This is a genomic window from Aeromonas sp. R2-4, from assembly GCF_040908365.1.
Lineage (GTDB): Bacteria > Pseudomonadota > Gammaproteobacteria > Enterobacterales > Aeromonadaceae > Aeromonas > Aeromonas veronii.
Genome location: NZ_JBFODO010000013.1, coordinates 380,055 through 401,983, shown reverse-complemented (window position 1 = coordinate 401,983; position 21,929 = coordinate 380,055). Strand labels below are relative to the sequence as shown.

The following is a 21,929-nucleotide window of genomic DNA, read 5'->3' as shown; positions in this document are numbered from 1 at the left end:
GTAAGCGCGGCGACGTGTTGAGCTAACCCATACTAATTACCCGTGAGGCTTAACCATACAACACCCAAGAAGTGTTCTAAGGCTTGTAGCAAATAGAACGAACTACTCAAAATTCAGTGATAGTGACAAGCCAAGCGCAACATCACTACTCACGTCAGCTTTCTAGATTAAGAATTTGCCTGGCGGCCATAGCGCCGTGGAACCACCTGATCCCATGCCGAACTCAGAAGTGAAACGCGGTAGCGCCGATGGTAGTGTGGCATTCGCCATGCGAGAGTAGGACACTGCTAGGCACCCAATACAAGAAACCCCGCTCATCGAGCGGGGTTTTTTATTGCCTGCAATTCAGCACGTCACCGGATTATTAGACTTTCCCCTTCTTGTCATTCATTGATTACCCTTCTAAAGCCCCAAAACGACCTCTTTTTCTGTTCGATATTTGCTCACCAGTTCAATGTGTTGGATACAAAAAGTACAGAATGTGATGCCTCTACCTTTCTTGTGATGCCTGCTCTGGTTTAATTCTTCAGTCCACATGGATGGACCAAGGAATCACAATAATTTAAGGAATAGACCCATGTTCAAAAGAACAGTAACGATGATGCTGGCGGCGGGAACCCTGGTATTAGGCGGTTGCGCATCCAATGGTGGTGCAGAGCAGGCTGCGGCAGACAACAGCGACTTCGGTGGCAAGTCCATCTACCTGCGCGGGGAGATGAACGACTGGATGGCGACTGATGAAAGCAAGGTAGTCAAGGTGGCCGACAAGCTTTATATGGCCAAAGGCACCCTCAAGAAAGAGTGGGCCCCCTACAAGTTCAAGTTTGCTGATTCAGGCTGGAGCTGCGGTACCAACTTTGGCTATAAGAGCCCGAGTGATGGTGTTGCCGTGTTGGGTGGTGAGGCGGTGCCGGTCAACCCATGCTCCAAGTATGAGGACATGAAGTTCTCACCAGATGCTGATGGCGTCTACGAGTTCTATCTGAATATGGCGGGTGAAACACCGACCGTTTACGTCAAGAAGCCCTGATCTATCTCTGAGTGTTAAATCTCTCAGCAAATTAATCAGTTAAGTGCCCTGGCCTAGAAATCTGCTGGCCGGGGCATTTTTTTAGGTTAGAATCGGCGCCCTCATGGCATCAGGTGTACTAGATATTGTGCCATTAATTTTAGATGGCACCATTAGTTGTGTTTTATGCTGTTGTCATGATGTTGATGCATTCACATAAGGTTGATTGAAAATGGCTAAATCGAACCCGGTGCTGGAGAGTGAGCTTGGCTCCCGCCTTATCCCCATGCAGGAAACGTCCCTCGAGATCTGGGATAGCAAGTATCGCCTCAAGAGCAAGGATGGCACTCCCATCGACAGCTCTATCGATGAGACTTACCAGCGGGTAGCCCGTGCGCTGGCAGAGCAGGAGCTGGAACCGGAGGTCTGGTATGAGCCGTTCCTGTGGGCACTGCGCAATGGGGCCATTCCGGCGGGCCGCATCACCTCCAACGCCGGGGCGTTTGAGCACAAGCCTGCCACTTCAACCATCAACTGTACTGTTTCCGGTACCATCGAAGATTCGATGGACGATATCCTTGGCAAGGTGCACGAGGCCGGTCTGACCCTGAAAGCCGGTTGCGGCATCGGATATGACTTCTCGACCCTGCGCCCGCGCGGTGCCTTTGTCTCCGGTGCCGGTGCCTACACTTCCGGCCCGCTCTCCTTTATGGATATCTATGACAAGATGTGTTTCACCGTCTCGTCAGCCGGTGGCCGTCGCGGCGCCCAGATGGGCACCATAGATATCCGCCATCCCGATGTGATCGAGTTTATTCAGGCCAAGCGCGAAGATGGCCGCCTGCGACAGTTCAACCTCTCTCTGCTCATCACCGAAGATTTCGTCAAGGCGGTGAAAGAGGATGCCCCCTGGTCGCTGATCTTCCCCTACACCGCTAAAGAGGTGGAGCAGGATGGCATTGCGCTGGACGATCCCGCTCAGGTGCTATGGGCCGACTGGCCCAACAAGGAAGGGGTTGTATTCAACGAGTTGGGGCAGGTCGCTTGTAAGGTCTACAAGACCATGCCAGCCCGCAAGCTGTGGAATGTCATCATGACCTCCACCTATGACTATGCAGAGCCCGGCTTCATCCTGATCGACAAGGTCAACCAGATGAACAACAACTGGTTCTGTGAAGAGATCCGCGCGACCAACCCCTGTGGTGAGCAGCCGTTGCCGCCCTACGGTGCCTGTCTGCTGGGCTCGGTCAATCTGACCAAGTTTGTGCACGACCCTTTTACTGAAAACGCGGCATTCGATTGGCAGGCGTTTCGCAAGGTGGTGGCCATCTTTACTCGCATGCTCGACAACGTGGTGGAGATCAACCAACTGCCACTGGCCAAACAGCGCGAGGAGATCACAGCCAAGCGCCGTCACGGCATGGGTTTCCTGGGTCTTGGTTCGACCCTCACCATGCTGCAGATCAAGTACGGCTCTGCGGCATCCGTAGCCTTTACCGAGCAGGTATCCCTGGAGCTGGCGATGACCGGCTGGCAGGAGTCCCTGCGTCTTGCCAGGGAGAAGGGCCCAGCCCCCATCATGGAGCAGGAGTTCGAAGTGACCGGCAAGATGCTGCGTCTGCGCCCGGAAATGGCGGCTGATGGCATCAAGGTGGGTGACAAGGTGAAGGGCAAGGTGCTGCATGCGCGCTACAGCCGCTATATGCAGCAGGTTGCCGAAGTGGATCCTGCGCTGGTCGCCGAGCTGGCCGAAGTGGGTGGGCGTTTCACTCACCACAGCAGTATTGCGCCGACCGGCACCATCTCGCTGTCACTGGCCAACAACGCCAGCAACGGCATCGAGCCGAGCTTTGCCCACCACTACAGCCGCAACGTCATTAAGCCGGGCAAGAAGAGCAAGGAGAGCGTCGATGTCTACTCCTTCGAGCTGCTGGCCTATCGCGAGCTGGTGAATCCGGCGGCCATGCCCTATGTCGATGATGAGGCGAGCCGTCTGCCGGACTACTTCATTACTGCTGATGACATCACCCCGGCGCAGCATGTGGACATTCAGGCGGCGGCCCAGCGCTGGATTGACTCCTCCATCTCCAAGACTGCCAACGTGCCAACCGATTTCCCGTTCGAGCAGTTCAAGGACATCTACATGTATGCCTCGGACTCTGGACTCAAGGGCTGCACCACCTTCCGCTTCAATCCGGAGGCTTTCCAGGGCGTGCTGGTGAAGGAGAAGGATCTGGAGAACACCCTGTACGATTTCACCCTAGAGGATGGCTCCGTCATCTCCGTCAAGGGGAACGAAGAGATCGAATACGATGGTGAGCTGCATACGGCCGCCAACCTCTACGACGCCTTGAAAGAAGGCTATTACGGTAAATTCTGAGAACGACATTATGGTCAAGAAGATCGACAAAAAAATCGTCGCCTACAAGGTGCGTACCAAGGATGAGCCGCAAGAAGATCTCTCTGCGCAGGATGACGTGGTGCACATGCACGAAACCGTGTTGCGTCCAGAGCGACTGATGGGCACCACCTACAAGCTGAAGACGCCGGAGCATGTCTCCGAGCACTCGCTGTTCATCACCATCAACGACATCATTCTCAACGAGGGCACGGTTCACGAAACTCGCCGTCCGTTCGAGATTTTCATCAACTCCAAGAGCCTGGAGCACTATCAGTGGATCGTGGCGCTGACCCGCATCATCTCGGCGGTATTCCGCAAGGGTGGGGATGTCACCTTCCTGGTGGAGGAGCTGCGTTCCGTATTCGATCCCAAGGGCGGCTACTGGAACAAGGGCAAGTATGTGCCGTCGCTGATCGCCGAAATTGGCAACGTGATCGAGAGCCATCTCACCGAGATAGGCATGCTCAAGGCGCCGGGGTTGGACGAGCATCAGCAGGCATTTCTGGCCGAGAAGCAGGCCGAGTTGAAAGCCGCTCAGGAGGCTGAAGAGCAGCAGGCGAGCAGTGGTTTTCCGGCCAATGCCGCGCTCTGCTACAAGTGCCACACCAAGGCGCTGGTGCTGAAGGATGGCTGCATGACCTGCCTCAACTGTGGCGACTCCAAGTGCGGCTGACAGACATGCCCAAGTAGTTGAACGATAGAAAAAAGACCGGCCACAGTGCCGGTCTTTTTGTTGCTGTTTTTATGCGCAATCAAATCAGGCGGCCAAGTGATTTGTTGCGCGATAGTAAAATCGGGCGTAGCGTTGAGGGTAATAAAACTGTCACGGCCGTGTGGTTTCAATGACATCTGAGATTCACACACGTGGCCCTTCAGTGCCAAGGAGGATGCTTATGGACAATACGGACCGAAAGCTGTTTATCCTGGATACCAACGTTCTGCTTCACGAACCCCTCGCTATCTACTCCTTCAAAGAGCACGACGTGCTCATCCCCATGACGGTGCTGGAAGAGCTCGATAACATCAAGGATCGCAACAAGGATGTCAGCCGCGACGCGCGGGTGGCCATTCGTGCGCTGGAAGATGTGTTCCGCGATGCAACCCCGGATCAGATCACCCAGGGCGTGCCGCTGGCTGGCGAAGCGAGCGGCAATATCTGCATCTTCAGCGATCACCATCTGCCGCAGGATGCCGAGGTCTTTACCGACAAGGAGGCCGACAACCGCATCATCAACGCGGCCCTCTATCTGCAAAAGCATGAGTTGAAGCGTCAGGTGGTGCTGGTCACCAAAGACATCAACATGCGCCTCAAGGCCAAGGGGGCCGGGCTTGCTCACGTTGAAGATTACCGCAGCGACCAGCTGATCGACGATATCCGCCTGCTGGCCAAGGGTTTTCAGGTGGTGCCCGGCAGCTTCTGGGAGCGCGTCGGCGAGTGCGAGAGCGAGACCCATGGCCGCGACACCATCCATGTGATCGATGCCAATCTGCTGGAGGGGGTTCACGTAAACCAGTATCTGGTGGATGAGGAGAATTTCTTCGCCGCCCGGGTGCTCAGCCACGATGGCTGCAAGATCCGCATCAAGGATCTGGGCCGCGAGCGACTGATGTCTCGCAAGGCGTGGGGTGTACACCCCAAGAATGTCTATCAGGGGATGGCGCTGGATGCACTGCTCGATCCGCACATCGATCTGGTGATCCTGACCGGCCCGGCCGGTTGCGGCAAAACCTTGCTGGCCATGGCTGCTGCGCTGGAGTTGGTGATTGAGAAGGGCATTTACGAGAAGGTGATCGTCACCCGGAATACCCCGGAAATTGCCGAGAGCATCGGCTTCCTGCCCGGCACCGAAGAGGAGAAGATGATGCCCTGGTTGGCGGCGGTGACCGACACCCTGGAGGTGCTGCACAAGCAGGACGAGAACATGAGTGGCTCGCTCAGCTACATCATGGAGAAGGCCAATATCCAGTTCAAATCGGTCAACTTCATGCGCGGGCGCAGCATCCAGAACACCTTCGTGCTGCTGGATGAGTGCCAGAACCTGACCGCTTCCCAGATCAAGACCATCATCACCCGCTGCGGCGAAGGCACCAAGATCGTCTGCTCCGGTAACCTGGCCCAGATCGACTCCAACTACCTGAGTCCGGTGACCTCGGGTCTCACCTACATAGTCGAGCGTTTCAAGGATTTTGACGGCAGTGCCAACATCTTCCTCAATGGCGTGGTGCGCAGCCGACTGGCTTCATTCGCCGAGGAAAACCTCTGATTAAACTGAATATTTCCAGATACAAAGGGAGGCCAATCGGCCTCCCTTTTTGATCATGGCGCAGTCTTTACTCCCAAGGGCTATTGGCCAAGGTAGCGCAGCAGCCCCGGGTGGTCGCTATTTTGCAGAATATCCGGCTTGCCTTGCAGGGCGATGCGGCCCTCGTCGACAAAGAGCACCTGATCGGCAATCAGCTGGGCATCTTCCGGATTGTGGGAGACCATCAGTACGGTAATGCCCTGTTCGCAGGCGAGGCGCACCACTTCGGCCAGCATCTCGCGGCGCAGGGCGGGATCGAGGGCAGAGAAGGGCTCATCCAGCAGCAGCAGCGGTTTGCCCCGCACCAGCGCACGGGCCAGCCCGACCCGCTGCTGCTGGCCGCCGGAGAGCTGCTCCGGCAGACGGTTTAGCATCTCGCCAAGACCAACCCGCTCGGCTGCATCGATCACCTGTGCCCGTTGGGCGGCACTCAGGCGCAGACCCGGGTGCAAGCCGATGGCGATATTGTCGAACACCGACAGGTGGAGGAACAGGTTGTGATCCTGAAACAGGGTGGTGACTGGTCGCTCGGCCGGGCCCAGCGGCAGCAGATCTTCGCCATCGAAGCTGAGGCTGCCTGACTCCACCGGCACGAAACCGGCGATCATCCCGAGCAGGGTCGACTTGCCTGCGCCGCTTGGGCCAATCAGCGCGGTGATCTCCCCCTTGGGCAGCTTCGCGCTGAAGCTGACGCGCCAGTCGGGGTAGCTGGTCACCAGCGTATCAATGTTCAGCATGTTTTCCTCCTCAAAGGGTCCGTTCCACCAGCCGGAACAGCCGCAGAAACGCTGGCACAGGGGCGCAAGGCGTTTAGTATCTCAATGTTGCTCGCCATTTTTTCCTCCAAGTCCCCGTTCCACCAGCCAGAACAGGGAGAAACAAAGCGTAAGCAGCAGCAGAGCGGTGGCGGCCGCCTCGGTCAGCCGGTAACTGCCAAGCTGCTGGTAGAGCAGCCAGGGCAGGGTGGTGAGCTCCTGACTGCCAAACATGGCGATGGCGCCGAGATCCCCCAGCGAGAGGATCATCGACAATGCCATCGCCAGTGCCAGCGGGCGGCGCAGCAGTGGCCACTCCACCAGTCGCAGGCGATGCAGGCCGCGTACCCCCAGGCTATCCGCCAGCCGGTCGTATTGGCGCACCACCAGCTGCATGGGGGCGGAGAGGGTGCGCAGCACGTAGGGTAGCGCCATCAGGGCGTTGACCAGCACCACCAGCCAGGGGCCGAGGGCGAACACATCGGCGAACGGCATAAACAGGATGAAGAGACCGGTAGAGAGCACCACAGCCGGGATCATCAGGATCACCGAGCCGCTGGCCTCCCACAGGGCCGCAGCGCGCCGCTGGCGGGTGCGCACCTTGAGGTGACGGCTGGTGAGCAACAGGCCGCTGCCAAGCAGGGTGGCAAGGGTGCCCGCCGCCAGCGCAATCAACAGCGACTGGCCGCTCGCCTGCCACAGCTTGCTGGAAGTGAGCGCGGTGAGCAGGCCGGGGTGAAGGCCCGCCACCACGATGGCCAGCAGCGGTGGCAGAAAGATGGCGAGCCCGATGCTGAGCGAGAGGAGATCCACCACGGCCGAGCCTGGCTGATGGCGATCCGGCCGCAGGCAGGGACGACGGGGTGTCACCCTGCTGGCTGGGGTACTCTGCAGCTTGTGCTGCAGGGCGAGCAGGGCGGCGGTCAGGATCAGCTGCACCAGCGCCAATCCGCCCGCGGTGGCGAGATCGAAGTCAAAGCGCAGCGCCTGATAGACAGCCACCTCCAGCGTGGTGGATTTCGGCCCGCCCCCCAGCGCCAGCACGGTTGTGAAGCTGGTGAAGCAGAGCATAAAGATTAGGCTGGCCAGTCCCGGCAATATGCCGCGAATAAGCGGCCACTCCAGCAGCCGGAAGATATGGGATGAGCGCATGCCGAGCTGGCTGGCAAGGCGCCAGCTCGATTCGGGAATGCTCTCTATGCTCTGCAGCATCAGGCGTGCCGCCAGCGGCATATTGAAGAAGACGTGGGCCAGCAGGATACCAAACAGACCGTAGAGGTAGTTGCCGGGCTCCAGCCCCAATGAGCGCAACAGTTGCGGCAGCCACCCCTGTTTGCCGTGTACCGCTACTATGCCGAAGATGGCGATGATGACCGGCAGTACCAGCGAGAGACCAAATAGCTTGATCAGCAGGGTTCGGCCAAGGAATCGCCGCCGCGCCAGCGCGCGGGCCACCGGAATGGCCAGCCCGAGACTGAGCAGGGTGGAGAGCAGTGCCTGCCCCAGACTGAAGCCCAGCACATGGCGCAGATAAGGATCTGCGAGCAGGGTGCGGGGTGCCAGCGAACCGGCCTGCCACAGCAGGGCTGCGAGCGGCCCGAGGGATAACAGCAGGATCAACAGGGTGGCGGCACTGCCCGGCAACCACCAGAGGGGACGAGCCTGTGGTTTCAGATAACGGTTCACTGGGTGACGGCTTGCAGCCACTCGCGGATCCACCCTTTGCGATTGGCGGCCACCTCATCGCTGCTGAAGGCGAGCGGCTTGGCTACGGTGATCATCTGCTCGAAGCCCTTGGGCAGCGGTGTGTCGATAACGGGATACATCCAGTTGCCGGTCGGGATCTCGTTCTGGAAGGCGGGGCTCACCATAAATTGCAGGAACTGGTCAGCCAGCTTCTCCTGTTTGGCGCTCTTCAGCTTGGCAGCCACTTCTACCTGACGGTAGTGACCCTCTTCGAAGGCGGCAGCCTGATACTGGGGCTTGTTCTCGGCAATCAGGTGATAGGCCGGAGAGGTGGTGTAGGAGAGCACCATGTCCGCTTCGCCATCGAGGAACATGCCATAAGCCTCTGACCACCCCTTGGTGACGGTGACCGTTTTTTTGGCAAGCTCGGCCCAGGCGGCAGGCGCCTTGTCGCCGTAGACAGACTTCATCCACAGCATCAGCCCCTGCCCCGGGGTGGAGGTGCGGGGATCCTGATAGATCACCTTGAGGTCGGGACGCTCCACCAGCTCTTTCAGGCTCTTGGGTGGTTGCTTGAGTTTGTCCTTGTCATAAACAAAGGCAAAGTAGCCGTAGTCGTAGGGGACGAAGGTGTCATCCTGCCAGCCACCCGGCACCTTGATGCCATCCAGCTTGGCGGGATGGGGGGCGAACAGGCCGCTCTGTTTGGCTTCGCTGATGAGGGCATCGTCAAGCCCCAGCACCAGATCGGCCTTGCTGTGGTTGCCCTCCAGCCGCAGCCGGTTGAGGATGGCGACCCCATCTTCGAGGGGAACCAGATTGAGGGTGCAGTCGCACTCTTTCTCGAAGGCCTGTTTGATCTTGGGCCCCGGCCCCCATTCTGCAGTGAAGGAGCTGTAGGTGTAGACGGTGAGGGTGTCGGCGGCGAACACATTGGCCGACAGCAGGCCGGTGGTGACCAGCAGCAGGGTCTTCATGGGTGGCACTCCCTATTACTTGTTAATAACGAGGTGCCAGCGGGTGAGGGCGCAAAAAATGAGCGCCATGCCTCAAATTCCTCCGCCAGCATTATCTGGATCAGGTACACGGGTATAATCTCAGCGGTAAACCGCACCCCGTTTGAGAAACGAACCGCATTGTATTAACGTTCTTTTGGGTAGACCAGCACAATTGTGCAATACCCATGAGATGACGCCCACCCAACAGAGGATGTTCGCGTGCTTACCAATACCAAGGAAAGGCGTGCCTTTGCGCGCATGGTCATCAATGCTCCGGTCACCGTCTATCAGCAGCAGCTGGTGCTGGAGGGGATCTGCCGGGATCTCAGTGCTAACGGCATGGGGATTGCGGTCTCTGAACACCAGCTCGACATCAATCAGCCCATCCGGATCAGTCTTGCCACCAACAACAATCTGTTGCCTCCCTTTGAAGCCCATGCCCGTATTATCCGGGTGCTGGAGGAGGAGAGCGGGTTGCTGCTGGCGGTAGAGTTTCTGCCTCAGGGTTAATCCTCTCTCCCCATCGGCAGAGGGAGGGGATTAGCCCTTCTCCTGAACCGGCTGCACACTCAACTGCTTGCTATCGACCAGCGTTTTGCTGGTCGATGCTATTTGGCCCGCAGGCAAGGTGGCTGGACCGGTAGGTTCGAGCAGCAGGTAGTTCTGCCCCTGCCAGTTGAGGGTCACATCTCCCGGCTTGGCGGGCAGGTCAACGGCCAGCAGGGCATGGCCGGGGACGAACACCATGGCCTGTTTCAGTTCGGGAAAGAGCTGGGCCAGCATGGCGGCCATCAGGGTTACCTTGCTGTCGCAATCACCCCGGTTCTGCTCCAGCACCTGACGGGGCGGGAGAAAGCCCTTGCCCTGCCTGCCGTTCAGGCTGTCGAGCTGCTGATAGGGGATGCTCTGGATAAAGGTGAGCATGTGGGCCACGGTCTTCTGGCGCGCTTCCGTTTCGGTGCTGCCCTGCTGCTTGAGTTGATCCGCCAGCGGCGCCAGCCCGCTGCGACTCTCCAGCGCGATGCGCACATGATCCTGCTTCACCGCCAGTTGCCCGTCCGGGGTGTTGAAGTACTGGAAGTAGTGTTTGGTCAGCCAGGCCTGCTCCTCTTTGCTCCGCTTGGACTGCAGAAAGGCCATCGCCTCGCGCGCCTTGTCCTGATTGCGGCTTTTCAGATGCAGCTCCAGCGAGGGACGGGCGAGGGTGAACTGCACCTCGGGGTAGTTCTGGCGCACCTCCCGCAGCAACACCTGCAACACCTCCTCCTGCATTCTGGCCGGGCGATAGGCGATAAGGGGCGGCAACTTGCCCTGTTCGAGCCGGTAGGTGAGCTGCTGGGGTTTGCCTTCGCTATCTTGCCAGCCGACGCTGATCTGGCCGAGGCTGTTGTTGAAGCTGGTTTGGCTGGCCCCCGCAGGCAGGGCAAGCAGCAGGGCACAGAGCAGAGGAATTGCCGTCGGTCTCTTCATCATCCTTTCCTGTAGCACGGGCCAGTTCCGGTGGCCCAAAGTGGGAAGCGTCGCGGACAGTAAAACAGGGAGCCGAAGCTCCCTGTTGATTCTACTCGTTTTTTTGCAACTGGCGCGTTAAATCCAGCTCGGCTGCTTCGCCTCAAAGGCGCTGATGGCGGCCTCGTGCTGCAGGGTCAGACCGATGGCATCCAAGCCGTTGAGCAGGCAGTAACGGCGGAACTCGTCGATCTCGAAACCGAAGCTGAGCTCACCTGCGCGCACCTGATTGGCTTCCAGATCCACCTCGATCTCGATGCCCGGCTTGGCGGCGACCAGCTGGAACAGGGCGTCAACCTCCTCCTCCTTCAGGCGCACCGGCACCATGCCATTGTTGATGGCGTTGCCGTAGAAGATGTCGGCAAAGCTCGGGGCAATGATGGTCTTGAAGCCGTAGTCCGCCAGCGCCCAGGGGGCGTGCTCGCGACTAGACCCGCAGCCGAAGTTCTCGCGGGCCAGCAGAATGCTGGCACCGGCGAATTGCGGCTGGTTCAGTACAAACTCGGGGTTGGGCTGTTGGCCGGCATCGTCCAGAAAGCGCCAGTCGTGGAACAGGTGCTTGCCAAAACCGATGCGGTTTACTTTTTGCAAAAATTGTTTGGGAATGATGGCGTCGGTGTCGACGTTGGCGCTGTCGAGGGGGACGACGATCCCTTTATGCTGTTTGAATCCTGTCATCGCTCTTTCCTCTTACAGTGCGCGAATGTCGGCGAAGCGGCCGGTGACGGCGGCAGCGGCGGCCATGGCCGGGCTGACCAGATGGGTGCGGCCTGCGCGACCCTGACGCCCTTCGAAGTTGCGGTTGCTGGTGGAGGCGCAGCGCTCCCCCGGTTGCAGCCGATCGTTGTTCATCGCCAGACACATGGAGCAGCCCGGCAGGCGCCACTCAAAGCCGGCCTCGATGAAGATCTTGTCCAGCCCCTCGGCTTCGGCCTGCGCCTTCACCTGCTCGGAGCCCGGCACCACCAGCGCCTGCACGCCAGCGGCTACCTTGCGACCGCGCGCGATGGCGGCGGCAGCGCGCAGATCCTCAATGCGGCTGTTGGTGCACGACCCGATAAACACCTTGTCGATGGCAACGTCTGAGAGCTTCTGGCCCGGTTGCAAATCCATGTAGGCGAGCGCCTTGCGGGCGGACTGCTGCTCCATCAGATCGCTGAAGGATTCCGGTGCCGGAATCGGATCATTGACGGCAATCACCTGGCCCGGGTTGGTCCCCCAGGTGACCTGCGGGGCGATATCGGCGGCATCCAGCACTACTTCGGCATCGAAACGGGCTCCTTCATCGCTCTTGAGGCTCTGCCAGTAGGCGATGGCCTGCTCCAGCGCCTCGCCTTTGGGGGCGAACTCCTTGCCACGGATGTAGTCGATGGTGGTCTGGTCGGGGGCAATCATCCCCGCCTTGGCACCCAGCTCGATGGCCATGTTGCACACCGTCATCCGCCCTTCCATTGAGAGGCCCGCAATGGCCTCGCCAGCGAATTCCACCACGTAGCCGGTACCACCGGCATGGCCAACCTGACCGATGATGGCCAGCACTACGTCCTTGGCACTGATACCCTCGGCCAGCTTGCCGTTGACCGAAATGCGCATGGTCCTGGCGCGACCCTGTTTCAGGGTCTGGGTCGCCATCACATGTTCCACTTCGGAAGTGCCGATGCCGAACGCCAGTGAGCCGAAGGCGCCGTGGGTGGCGGTGTGAGAGTCGCCGCAGACGATGGTGGTGCCGGGCAAGGTGATGCCGAGCTCGGGGCCCATCACATGGACGATCCCCTGATATTTGTGGTTGAGATCGTAGAGACGAACCCCGAACTCCTTGCAGTTTTCGGCGAGCGTCTCCATCTGGATGCGGGCCATCTCGCCGGAGGCGGCGATGTCCTTGGTGGTGGTGGAGACGTTGTGATCCATGGTAGCCCAAGTCAGATCCGGGCGGCGCAGCTGGCGGTTCATGGCGCGCAGGCCGTCGAATGCCTGTGGGCTGGTCACTTCATGCACCAGATGGCGGTCGATGTAGATGAGGGGGGTCTCCCCTTCCACTTCCCGTACCACGTGGGCGTCGAATACTTTCTGATAGAGGGTCTTGGCCATTGCTTCTCTCTTCCTTGTTCTCTGTTATGCGGCTCAGATCCGGGCGGCGATCTGGCTACCCATCTCGGACGTGCTCTGCACCGGGTGGCGGGCGCTGGCCTGATGCAGGTCGGCGGTGAAGTAACCCTCGGCCAGGGTCTGGGCCACGGCCTGCTCGATGGCCTGGGCGGCAGCTTCCATCCCTAAGCTGTAACGCAGCATCAGGGCGGCGGAGAGGATCTGGGCGATGGGGTTGGCAATCCCTTTGCCGGCGATATCCGGGGCCGAACCACCGGCCGGTTCGAACAGGCCGAAACCTGATTCGTTGAGGCTGGCGGAGGGGAGTAGTCCCATGGAGCCGGTGATCATGGCGCACTCGTCGGAGAGGATGTCACCGAACAGGTTGGAGCAGAGCAGCACATCGAACTGGGACGGATCCTTGATGAGCTGCATGGTGGCGTTATCGATGTACATATGGTTGAGGGTTACGTCCGGATAGGACTTGGCGACTTGCGTCACCACCTCGCGCCACAGAATGGAAGAGGCGAGTACGTTGGCCTTGTCGATGGAGGTGACCTTGCCACGGCGCACGTGAGCCGACTCAAAGGCAATCTTGGCGATGCGCTCAATCTCGAAGCGATGGTACACCTCGGTGTCGAATGCCTTCTCGTTCGCCCCCTCTCCCTCACGCCCCTTGGGCTGGCCGAAGTAGATGCCGCCGGTCAGCTCGCGCACGCAGGCGATGTCAAAACCGCGATCGGAGATGTCGGCGCGCAGCGGGGAGAACTGCTCGAGGCCGGTGTAGATACGGGCCGGACGCAGGTTGCAGAACAGCTTGAAGTGGGCGCGCAGGGGCAGCAGGGCGCCACGTTCCGGTTGATCGTTGGGGGGCAGATGTTCCCATTTCGGGCCGCCCACCGAGCCAAACAGCACGGCATCGGCTGCTTCACAACCTTTGATGGTGCTTTGCGGCAGCGGGGTGCCGTGGTTGTCGATAGCGATGCCGCCCACGTCGTGGTGATCATACTCGAAGGCGAGGCCGAACCGGGCCTGCACCTTCTCCAGCACCTTGATGGCCTCGGCCATCACTTCAGGGCCAATGCCGTCACCCGGCAATACTGCGATCCGATAACTGCTCATACACTCTCCATCCTGATATTGTCTTTGAGATCCCTCTGTCCGGTTTTCGCTAATCTGCGCGCGGTTCCCGGTTCAGACGTTCCCCGTCCCGATGTTGTCATTCCATGCCGTCTGTGTGGCTGCGAGTCCTGCTCAGACGGTTTCTGATTTGATGCTGTTATTGCGTTCCATCTGCTCGGCTACCTGATCGGCGCGCCAGATGCTGTTGATCACATGGAGCAGGGCATGGGCCGAGGATTCGATGATGTCGGTAGCCAGCCCCATGCCGTGGAATTTGCGCCCCTTGTACTCGGCGACGATATCGACCTGACCGAGGGCATCTTCCCCTTCGCCCTTGCTCTTGAGGGCATATTTGTCGATGCGGATCTCATAGCCGGTGATGCGGTTGATGCACTGGTAGACCGCATCCACCGGGCCATTGCCGGTGGCCGCTTCACAGATCAGATCCTGTCCCACCTTCAATTTGACCGAGGCGGTGGCCAGCACCGAGCTGCCGCTCTGGACCCCGAGGTACTCCAGCTTGAAGTGCTCCGGCTCTTCGTGGATCTGGCTGAAGAAGGCCAGCGCTTCGAGGTCGTAGTCGAATACCTGCCCCTTCTTGTCGGCCAGGGTCAGGAACTTGCCGTAGAGGTGGTCGAGGTCGTAGCTGCTCTCGGCGTAACCCATGGACTCCATCCGGTGCTTGATAACGTGGCGGCCGGAGCGGGAGGTCATGTTGAGGTTGTTCTGGGTCAGGCCGATGCTCTCGGGAGTGATGATTTCGTAGGTATTTTTCGCCTTGAGCACCCCATCCTGATGGATGCCGGAGCTGTGGGAGAAAGCGTTGGCCCCGACGATCGCCTTGTTGGGCTGCACCGGCATGTTGCAGAGCTGGCTGACGAGGGTGCTGGTGCGATGAATTTCGCTGTGGCGGATATTGGTTTGTACCCCGAGCAGGTCGGCGCGGGTTTTGAGGATCATCGCCACCTCTTCCAGCGAGCAGTTGCCCGCCCGTTCGCCGATGCCGTTGATGGTGCACTCGATCTGGCGTGCCCCCATCTGCACCGCGCCGATGGAGTTAGCCACCGAGAGCCCCAGATCGTCGTGGCAGTGGACCGAGATGATGGCCTTGTCGATGTTGGGCACCCGGTTGAACAGGGTGTGGATGATGCCGGAGAACTCGGTCGGTACCGTATAGCCCACGGTATCCGGGATATTGATGGTGCGGGCCCCCGCCTTGATGGCGGCCTCCACCATGCGGCAGAGATTATCGATCGGCGTGCGGCCCGCATCCTCGCAAGAGAACTCCACATCATCGGTGTAGCGCAGGGCGTGCTTGATGGCGCCGACCCCCATCTCCAGCACATCCTCGAAGCTCTTTTTCAGCTTGCTCTCCACATGGATGGAGGAGGTGGAGATGAAGGTATGGATGCGAAACGCCTCGGCGACCCGCAAGGCTTCGCCTGCGGCGTCGATATCCTTGGGCAGGGCGCGGGCGAGGGCGCAGACCCGGCTGTTCTTGATGTGGCGGGCGATGGTCTGCACCGATTGAAAATCGCCGGGAGAAGAGACCGGGAAGCCCACCTCCATGACGTCGACACCGAGCCGTTCCAGTGCCTGGGCGATCTGCAGCTTCTCCTTGACTGTCAAACTGGCCGCCAGGGCCTGCTCACCATCACGCAAGGTGGTGTCGAATATGATGACCCGATCTGACATGTGACTTCCCTCTTCCTAAGTTCGGTAACGTGCATCCTGCGGCGGCATAAAAAAACCCGTGCAGGGTGCACGGGTTTTTGTAAATTCCGGCTATGCCTTAGCCCGGCTACAAGGATCCCGCGCGAGTTAACGCGATTAGGGAGATTAGTAGCGGGGTGGCGATACGCATGACGTTGTTATTCCTTCCAGTCGATAACGCTTTTACCAATATCGAGATTTTTATGCTGTGTCAACACGGAAGGTCAGGGGCAATCTGCTGACGTATTTAATCGGATTGTAAAGGATTGCAAATTTCCTTGTCCCATATTCGGCCCATGACCGATTATCTGGTCATTCCTGCTGTGCTCTATTCTCTGCACAACCAGATCGACTTATCAGCATTGGCTGAATTATCTGAGGTGTTAAATGGAAAAACGTAGACCTGGTCGTCCGGTCGGACGTTCTGACATTCGTGACAAGTTGCTTGCTGCCGCCCGTGAGCGTTTTCTCAATACTCCCTATAGCAAGGTGACTACACGCGAAATCGCGGAGCTTGCTGGCTCCAATCTGGCAATGATCCACTACTACTTCGGCAGTAAAGAGGGTCTTTACAAAGCGGTGTTGGGCGATGTCGCCGAGCCCCTCGACCATGCCTGGCAAGATGAACACAGCAATCACAGCCTCAACGAGCTGCTCAACACCTACTATCAGGTGATGGCGCCCAACAGCGAGCTGACCTCTGCCATCTCCAGCGCATTGTCGACCGAGAAAAGCCCGGGCCGGGATTTTGTGCTGAACCGCCTGCTGGAGCGTCAGCTGCCGCAGTTCGATGCCCTGCTGGAAACCATGAAGTCTAACGGCGAGCTGGGTGACAACCTGGATCCCGACATGCTGAAGATCTCCTTCCTCAGCATGATGTGGCAGCCGTTCGTGATGAAAGATCTCTACGAGCAGGTGTTTGGCCTGAAAGTGGATGAGCACTTCATGGCCCGTCTGGCGGACCACAACTGCCGTCTGATGGAGACCGGTCTGCGCGGCAGCCACTGATTTTGCCGCAACATCGAGATTAAAAGGGGCCATTCGGCCCTTTTTTCATAAATCTGTTATCCCTTGTTCAACGTAACGTCATCCCGCTTTCTTACTCTGCAAGCAGAATTCAGGGAAGGAGGGGATATGAACAAGATCCAGCAATGGGACCTGCAGGTGTGCCGGGTCTGCCTGCTTCACGGCTACAACCGGCAGCAGGCGAGGGTGAGTCGTCTCATTTCCCGCACCGGCGATGGCCCGCTTTACGCTGTGCTGGCCGCCCTGCTCTGGTGGCAGGGGGAGGCAGAGCGGGAGCTGGTGCGACTGGCGCTGCTTGCCTTCGCCATCGAACTGCCCCTCTATCTGCTGCTGAAAAACAGCCTGAAACGGCAACGGCCGGTCGGCTTGCCAGTCTTTATCACTCCTTCCGATCGCTACAGCCTCCCTTCCGGCCACACCGCCGCCGCTTTTCTGATGGCCACCATTTTAGCCACCGGCTTTCCGCTCTGGGCACCCTTGTTGTTTGGCTGGGCGGCGCTGGTGGGAGCATCCCGGTTGCTGCTCGGGGTACACTACCTGAGTGATCTGGTGGCCGGTGCCCTGCTGGGTGGCGGTTGCGCCGTGCTGGCGCTCGGCTGGAGCCACTCATGAGGATACTGTTTGGGGTGCAAGGCACCGGCAACGGTCATATCAGTCGCAGTCGCACCCTGGCCCGAGCGCTGCGCACGGCAGGGGTCGAGGTGGATTATCTCTTCAGCGGTCGCCCCGCAGACCGCTACTTCGACATGGAGGAGTTTGGCGCCTACCGCGCCTTTCCCGGCCTCACTTTTGTCAGCCACGAGGGGCGAGTTTCTCCTTGGCGCACCCTGCAAGCCGCCTCGCCGCTCACCTTCTGGCGGGATCTGCGGTCTCTCGATTGCAGCGAATACGATCTGGTGGTGAGCGATTTTGAGCCGCTGACCGCCCACGCTGCCCGCCGCTATGGCAAGCCGAGCCTCACCGTCAGTCATCAGGCCAGCTTCAACTGGCCCATCCCGCGTTGGGGGGAGGATGGGGTCAGCCGCCAGCTGATGCGCCACTTTGCTCCTGTGGATCAGCCGCTCGGGCTGCACTGGTTTCACTTCGGTCACCCCTTGTTGCCGCCGGTGATCGACCCTATCGCCGCTGCGCCGGATAACGGCGAGATCCTGGTCTATCTGCCGTTCGAGCAGACCGAGGCGATCGCCGCCCTGTTGTCGCGATTTGGTCAGCAACGCTTCGTCTGCTTTCACCCCGCCATTCGCACCCCCAGCCAATGGCGCAACCTGCGCTTCGAGCCGCCGTCGCGGCACGGGTTTATCGCCGTACTGGCCGGTTGTCGCGGCGTGATATCCAACGCGGGTTTCGAGCTGGCTTCCGAGGCGCTCACCCTCGGCAAGAAGCTGTTGGTCAAGCCCCTCGGCGGCCAGTTCGAGCAGCTGACCAATGGCAAGACTCTAGAGATGATGGGGCTGGCAACTCTGATGGATGTGCTCGATGCCAATCTGGTGCGCACCTGGCTCGACATCGCCTCGCCCGGGGCGGTCTGTTACCCCGATGTAGCGGGGGAGCTGGCCCGCTGGCTGGCGGCGGGCGCTGACGAGAGCGTGGCCTCTCTGTCGCGGCGGCTCTGGGCTCGCACTCTGTTTCCGGAGGAGGTGAGTGATAGCCTGAGCGAGCTGGATGGGGGCGACTGTTTATCCAGTTGCTGGTTATCGCAAGTGAGCGTTGTTGACTAGACTGAAAGGCGATCCCACCAAGGAGAGGACGGAGCAAATGCGCTTTACCAATGAAAACGGAGAAGTCATGAACCTGGCTGATAATCTCACCCTGCACGAGTTGCTCGATATGGGTGTCAGCATCTCGGTCAGTGAAGAGACCGATCCGGATCAGCAGATCTGGCTGGCGGAGCCGGATCAGGAGAACTGAGTCATCATTCGGCATCAAGCCTACCGCTGAGCGGTGGGCTTTTTTGTGGCTGTTTTTCCCCTCTGCGGAATGATCCGCTGGCCATTCCCCGACTTCCTTCCTTTTTGTCTCATGGTCGCTACGGCAAGTCATTGAATGTTAATAGCCGGTTGAAATGTATGACTGTTCTGGTCAGATAAAGCCGTGGACAAGCGTTATGAAGCGGGTTAAGTTGGTTTTTCACCCTATTTTCGGGTGAATGACGGAAAAATCCTTTTTTTCTACTGTCGACGGGGCTGAATTGGGCCGATCTGCATTCAGATAACAACAAGAAACGGATCGGGCCGTGCCGGGAAGCACGGCATCGTCGGCGGGATTCGCTAAACGGAGCAAAGCCTGGAGGGCTTTATCATGGAGATGTTATCAGGCGCCCAGATGGTGGTTAGAGCGCTGGAAGATCAGGGAGTTGAGCACGTCTTCGGCTACCCTGGTGGCTCAGTGCTCGACATCTATGACGCTCTCTTCGAAAACGGCAAGATGGAGCATGTCTTGGTGCGGCACGAGCAAGCCGCGGTTCACATGGCTGACGGTTACGCCCGTTCCACCGGCAAGGTGGGGACTGTGCTGGTAACGTCAGGCCCGGGAGCGACCAACTGCATTACCGGTATTGCCACCGCCTATATGGATTCCATTCCGCTGGTGATCCTCTCCGGCCAGGTGCCGACCAGCATGATCGGTGAGGATGCGTTCCAGGAGACCGACATGATCGGTATCTCCCGCCCGGTGGTGAAGCACAGCTTCCTGTGCAAGAAGGCGAGCGATATTCCCGAGGCCATCAAGAAGGCCTACTACATTGCCGCCAGCGGCCGCCCGGGGCCGGTGGTGGTGGATCTGCCCAAAGATGTGCAGAACCCGAAAGAAAAATTCCCCTACCAGTATCCCGAGACGGTCTCCCTGCGCTCCTACAACCCGACCAAGTCTGGCCATAAAGGGCAGATCAAGCGGGCAGCCAAGCTGCTGGTGGATGCCCAGCGCCCAGTGATGTACGTGGGCGGCGGCGCCATCAACGCCAATGCGGACCATCTGGTGACCAAGCTGGCGGAGCTGCTGAATCTGCCGGTGACCACCACCCTGATGGGACTGGGGGCTTTCTCCGGCGTCCATCCGCAATTTATCGGCATGCTGGGGATGCACGGCACCTTCGAAGCCAACAAAACCATGCACAACGCGGATCTCATCTTCGCCGTGGGAGCCCGCTTCGATGACCGCGTCACCAACAACGTGGCCAAGTTCTGCCCCAATGCGACCGTGGTTCATATCGATATCGACCCCACCTCTATCTCCAAAACGGTGCAGGCCCATGTGCCCATCGTCGGCTCGGTGGAAACCGTGCTGGAGCAGATGCTGGAAGTGATCCGCGAGTGTGGCTTCGATAACGACAAGGAGGCGCTGGCGGACTGGTGGAGCCAGATCAACCAGTGGCGCTCCCGTCACTGTCTGGCCTACGAAAAGTCGGCCACCCAGATCAAGCCGCAACAGGTTATCGAGACCCTCTACAAGGTGACTCAGGGTCAGGCGTTCGTTGCCTCCGACGTCGGCCAGCACCAGATGTTTGCTGCCCTCTACTACCCGTTTGCCAAACCGCGCCAGTGGATCAACTCAGGGGGCCTCGGCACCATGGGCTTCGGCATTCCGGCCGCCATGGGGGCCCAGTTTGCCAACCCGGATGCGGTGGTCTGCTGCGTCACCGGCGATGGCTCGGTGCAGATGAACATTCAGGAGCTCTCGACCTGCATGCAGTACGGGGTGCCCATCAAGATCATCTCCATCAACAACCGTGCGCTGGGCATGGTCAAGCAGTGGCAGAAGATGTTCTACGGCGGCCGTCACAGCCACTCCTACATGGAGTCCCTGCCGGACTTCGTCAAACTGGCGGAAGCCTACGGCCACGTCGGCATCGCGGTGAGTGATCCGGCTGAGCTGGAGAGCGCCATGGAGAAAGCCTTCGCCATGAAGGATCGGCTGGTGTTCATGGATATCTCGGTCGACCCGGATGAGCACGTCTATCCGATGCAGATCAAGTTTGGCGCCATGGATGAGATGTGGCTGAGCAAGACGGAGAGAACCTGATGAGACACATCATTTCAGTACTGCTGGAGAACGAATCCGGCGCCCTGAGCCGCGTGGTGGGTCTCTTCTCCCAGCGCGGCTACAACATCGAGACCCTGACGGTGGCGCCGACCGAGGATCCCACCCTGTCGCGCATGACTATCGTCACCATGGGTGACGAGCGGGTGCTGGAGCAGATCCAGAAGCAACTGCACAAGCTGGTGGATGTGCTCAAGGTGTGTGACTTGAGCGAAGGGGAGCATATCGAGCGGGAGATCGCGCTGGTCAAGGCGCGCGCCGCCGGTGGCGCCCGTGACGAGCTGAAACGGCTGGCGGATATCTTCCGTGGCCAGATCGTCGATGTCACCCCCGAGCAGTACACGGTACAGCTGGTGGGCACCAGCGAGAAGCTGGATGCCTTTATCAAGACTGCCGCCCAGACCAACGAGATCATCGAAGTGGTGCGCTCCGGCGTCTGCGGCATCTCGCGGGCGGACAAGGCGCTGCGGCCCTGATGGCTGGCGGGACAGCTGATGACACGTCAGCTGCCGCAGAGTGAAAGAAAAGAGGGCTCTGCGGAGCCCTTTTTGTTTGGTTTTGCTTTACGAGGGGAGGGGGGATGTTCGGTATTCATGATCTTGCACTGTTTATGGTCTCGGGGTTGCTGCTCAATATCATGCCGGGACCCGACTCCCTGCTGGTCATGTTGCGCAGTGGCTCGCAAGGGTGGCGTGCCGGTTCGGTCGCGACGTTGGGCATCGGCACCGGTGTCATGGTGCATGTGCTGGCGGCGGCCCTCGGTCTGTCGGCCCTGCTCAGCGCGTCGGCCGAACTGTTTGCCCTTATCAAGCTGGCTGGCGCCATCTACCTCATCTATCTGGGGTTCTCCCTGCTGCGCCAGCAGGCTACGGGTGCCATGGAGAGAGGGGCCACCCTGCCAGCTCTCTCCTATGGCCAGATTTACCGGCAGGGAGTGCTGACCAATGTGCTCAACCCCAAGGTGGCGCTCTTTTTCCTCGCCTTTGTGCCCCAGTTCATCGCCCCGGATGCCCCCGACAAGGCGCTCGCCTTTATTCTGCTCGGCTGCATCTTCAATCTGGGCGGTATCATCTGGTGTCACCTGCTGGTCTTTACCACCGTCTATGCCAGCCACAAGGTACGCTTGTCACAGCGTCTCGGTCGCTGGCTCAACCGGGGCATCGGCACCCTGTTTGTCGGACTCGGGCTCAAGCTCGCGCTTTCCAGTCGCTAACTGGCGGCCAGGGGATGTTCAAGAAGGGATCAGACGCATGAGGTCGAGCCGAGAACATGGCCCAAGCAGTTCGC

20 protein-coding genes, 1 rRNA gene and 1 riboswitch are annotated in these 21,929 nt (G+C 59.4%); of the genes, 13 read left to right on the top strand and 8 right to left on the bottom strand.

Annotated features, from left to right (window positions below; genetic code table 11):
- Positions 1-178: 178 nt before the first annotated feature.
- The 5 genes from rrf (at position 179) to AB5Z05_RS07240 (ending at position 5,674) form a co-directional block, all read left to right on the top strand.
- Positions 179-293: ribosomal RNA gene (gene rrf / locus AB5Z05_RS07260) — 5S ribosomal RNA — on the top strand.
- Between the two features lie 284 nt (positions 294-577).
- Positions 578-1,030, top strand: a complete 453-nt coding sequence (locus AB5Z05_RS07255; RefSeq protein ID WP_123173750.1) for a pullulanase — start codon at positions 578-580, stop codon at positions 1,028-1,030.
- Positions 1,031-1,241: 211 nt separating this feature from the next.
- On the top strand, positions 1,242-3,389 hold the full coding sequence (locus tag AB5Z05_RS07250; protein WP_368150759.1) for an adenosylcobalamin-dependent ribonucleoside-diphosphate reductase: 2,148 nt from the start codon (positions 1,242-1,244) through the stop codon (positions 3,387-3,389).
- Between the two features lie 10 nt (positions 3,390-3,399).
- Positions 3,400-4,083 carry an NrdJb gene (locus tag AB5Z05_RS07245; RefSeq protein WP_021231985.1) on the top strand — a complete coding sequence of 228 codons (684 nt, stop codon included), beginning with the start codon at positions 3,400-3,402 and terminating at the stop codon, positions 4,081-4,083.
- 220 nt (positions 4,084-4,303) lie between these two features.
- Positions 4,304-5,674: a PhoH family protein gene (locus tag AB5Z05_RS07240; RefSeq protein ID WP_323918710.1), complete on the top strand. Its 1,371-nt coding sequence runs from the start codon at positions 4,304-4,306 to the stop codon at positions 5,672-5,674.
- A gap of 80 nt (positions 5,675-5,754) precedes the next feature.
- On the opposite strand, the gene thiQ is transcribed toward AB5Z05_RS07240, so the two are convergent.
- From thiQ to thiB, 3 genes are all read right to left on the bottom strand, one after another.
- Positions 5,755-6,450: a thiamine ABC transporter ATP-binding protein gene (gene thiQ, locus AB5Z05_RS07235; RefSeq protein ID WP_120414802.1), complete on the bottom strand. Its 696-nt coding sequence runs from the start codon at positions 6,448-6,450 to the stop codon at positions 5,755-5,757.
- A gap of 81 nt (positions 6,451-6,531) precedes the next feature.
- Positions 6,532-8,154, bottom strand: a complete 1,623-nt coding sequence (thiP, locus tag AB5Z05_RS07230) for a thiamine/thiamine pyrophosphate ABC transporter permease (protein WP_368150754.1) — start codon at positions 8,152-8,154, stop codon at positions 6,532-6,534.
- Positions 8,151-9,131 (bottom strand): thiamine ABC transporter substrate binding subunit, encoded by a 981-nt coding sequence (gene thiB / locus AB5Z05_RS07225; RefSeq protein WP_100654507.1) that lies wholly within the window; start codon positions 9,129-9,131, stop codon positions 8,151-8,153. The genes thiP and thiB overlap by 4 nt, the downstream gene beginning before the upstream one ends.
- Positions 9,132-9,191: 60 nt before the next feature.
- Positions 9,192-9,282: riboswitch (TPP riboswitch) on the bottom strand.
- 89 nt (positions 9,283-9,371) lie between these two features.
- Here thiB and AB5Z05_RS07220 point away from each other — a divergent pair.
- On the top strand, positions 9,372-9,662 hold the full coding sequence (locus AB5Z05_RS07220) for a PilZ domain-containing protein (RefSeq protein WP_005339160.1): 291 nt from the start codon (positions 9,372-9,374) through the stop codon (positions 9,660-9,662).
- 30 nt (positions 9,663-9,692) lie between these two features.
- Here AB5Z05_RS07220 and AB5Z05_RS07215 read toward each other — a convergent pair whose 3' ends face one another.
- The 5 genes from AB5Z05_RS07215 to leuA form a co-directional block, all read right to left on the bottom strand.
- Complete coding sequence (locus AB5Z05_RS07215; RefSeq protein ID WP_005358183.1) at positions 9,693-10,622, bottom strand: hypothetical protein; 930 nt, start codon at positions 10,620-10,622, stop codon at positions 9,693-9,695.
- Positions 10,623-10,739: 117 nt separating this feature from the next.
- Positions 10,740-11,339, bottom strand: coding sequence for a 3-isopropylmalate dehydratase small subunit (leuD, locus tag AB5Z05_RS07210; RefSeq protein WP_042031829.1), 600 nt, complete (start codon positions 11,337-11,339; stop codon positions 10,740-10,742).
- 12 nt (positions 11,340-11,351) lie between these two features.
- Positions 11,352-12,749, bottom strand: coding sequence for a 3-isopropylmalate dehydratase large subunit (gene leuC, locus AB5Z05_RS07205; protein ID WP_368150751.1), 1,398 nt, complete (start codon positions 12,747-12,749; stop codon positions 11,352-11,354).
- 33 nt (positions 12,750-12,782) lie between these two features.
- Positions 12,783-13,868 (bottom strand): 3-isopropylmalate dehydrogenase, encoded by a 1,086-nt coding sequence (gene leuB / locus AB5Z05_RS07200; RefSeq protein WP_368150749.1) that lies wholly within the window; start codon positions 13,866-13,868, stop codon positions 12,783-12,785.
- Between the two features lie 132 nt (positions 13,869-14,000).
- Positions 14,001-15,563 (bottom strand): 2-isopropylmalate synthase, encoded by a 1,563-nt coding sequence (gene leuA, locus AB5Z05_RS07195; RefSeq protein WP_058057212.1) that lies wholly within the window; start codon positions 15,561-15,563, stop codon positions 14,001-14,003.
- Positions 15,564-15,968: 405 nt separating this feature from the next.
- Here leuA and AB5Z05_RS07190 point away from each other — a divergent pair, with 405 nt between their 5' ends.
- The 7 genes from AB5Z05_RS07190 (at position 15,969) to AB5Z05_RS07160 (ending at position 21,855) form a co-directional block, all read left to right on the top strand.
- The gene (locus AB5Z05_RS07190) at positions 15,969-16,589 is read left to right on the top strand and encodes a TetR/AcrR family transcriptional regulator (protein WP_005349170.1); all 621 of its coding nucleotides are present in this window, start codon (positions 15,969-15,971) and stop codon (positions 16,587-16,589) included.
- Between the two features lie 126 nt (positions 16,590-16,715).
- Positions 16,716-17,219 (top strand): phosphatase PAP2 family protein, encoded by a 504-nt coding sequence (locus tag AB5Z05_RS07185; protein ID WP_005339149.1) that lies wholly within the window; start codon positions 16,716-16,718, stop codon positions 17,217-17,219.
- Positions 17,216-18,325, top strand: coding sequence for an MJ1255/VC2487 family glycosyltransferase (locus AB5Z05_RS07180; RefSeq protein ID WP_368150747.1), 1,110 nt, complete (start codon positions 17,216-17,218; stop codon positions 18,323-18,325). The genes AB5Z05_RS07185 and AB5Z05_RS07180 overlap by 4 nt, the downstream gene beginning before the upstream one ends.
- A gap of 67 nt (positions 18,326-18,392) precedes the next feature.
- A complete protein-coding gene (locus tag AB5Z05_RS07175; RefSeq protein ID WP_279467513.1) occupies positions 18,393-18,515 on the top strand; it encodes a hypothetical protein in 123 nt (40 codons plus the stop codon).
- A 390-nt stretch (positions 18,516-18,905) separates the two neighbouring features.
- Entirely contained in the window at positions 18,906-20,624 is a 1,719-nt protein-coding gene (locus AB5Z05_RS07170; protein WP_043823044.1) for an acetolactate synthase 3 large subunit, read from the top strand.
- On the top strand, positions 20,624-21,118 hold the full coding sequence (gene ilvN, locus AB5Z05_RS07165; protein WP_005311605.1) for an acetolactate synthase small subunit: 495 nt from the start codon (positions 20,624-20,626) through the stop codon (positions 21,116-21,118). The genes AB5Z05_RS07170 and ilvN overlap by 1 nt, the downstream gene beginning before the upstream one ends.
- A 104-nt stretch (positions 21,119-21,222) precedes the next feature.
- Positions 21,223-21,855: a LysE family translocator gene (locus tag AB5Z05_RS07160; protein WP_368150744.1), complete on the top strand. Its 633-nt coding sequence runs from the start codon at positions 21,223-21,225 to the stop codon at positions 21,853-21,855.
- Positions 21,856-21,929: the final 74 nt, after the last annotated feature.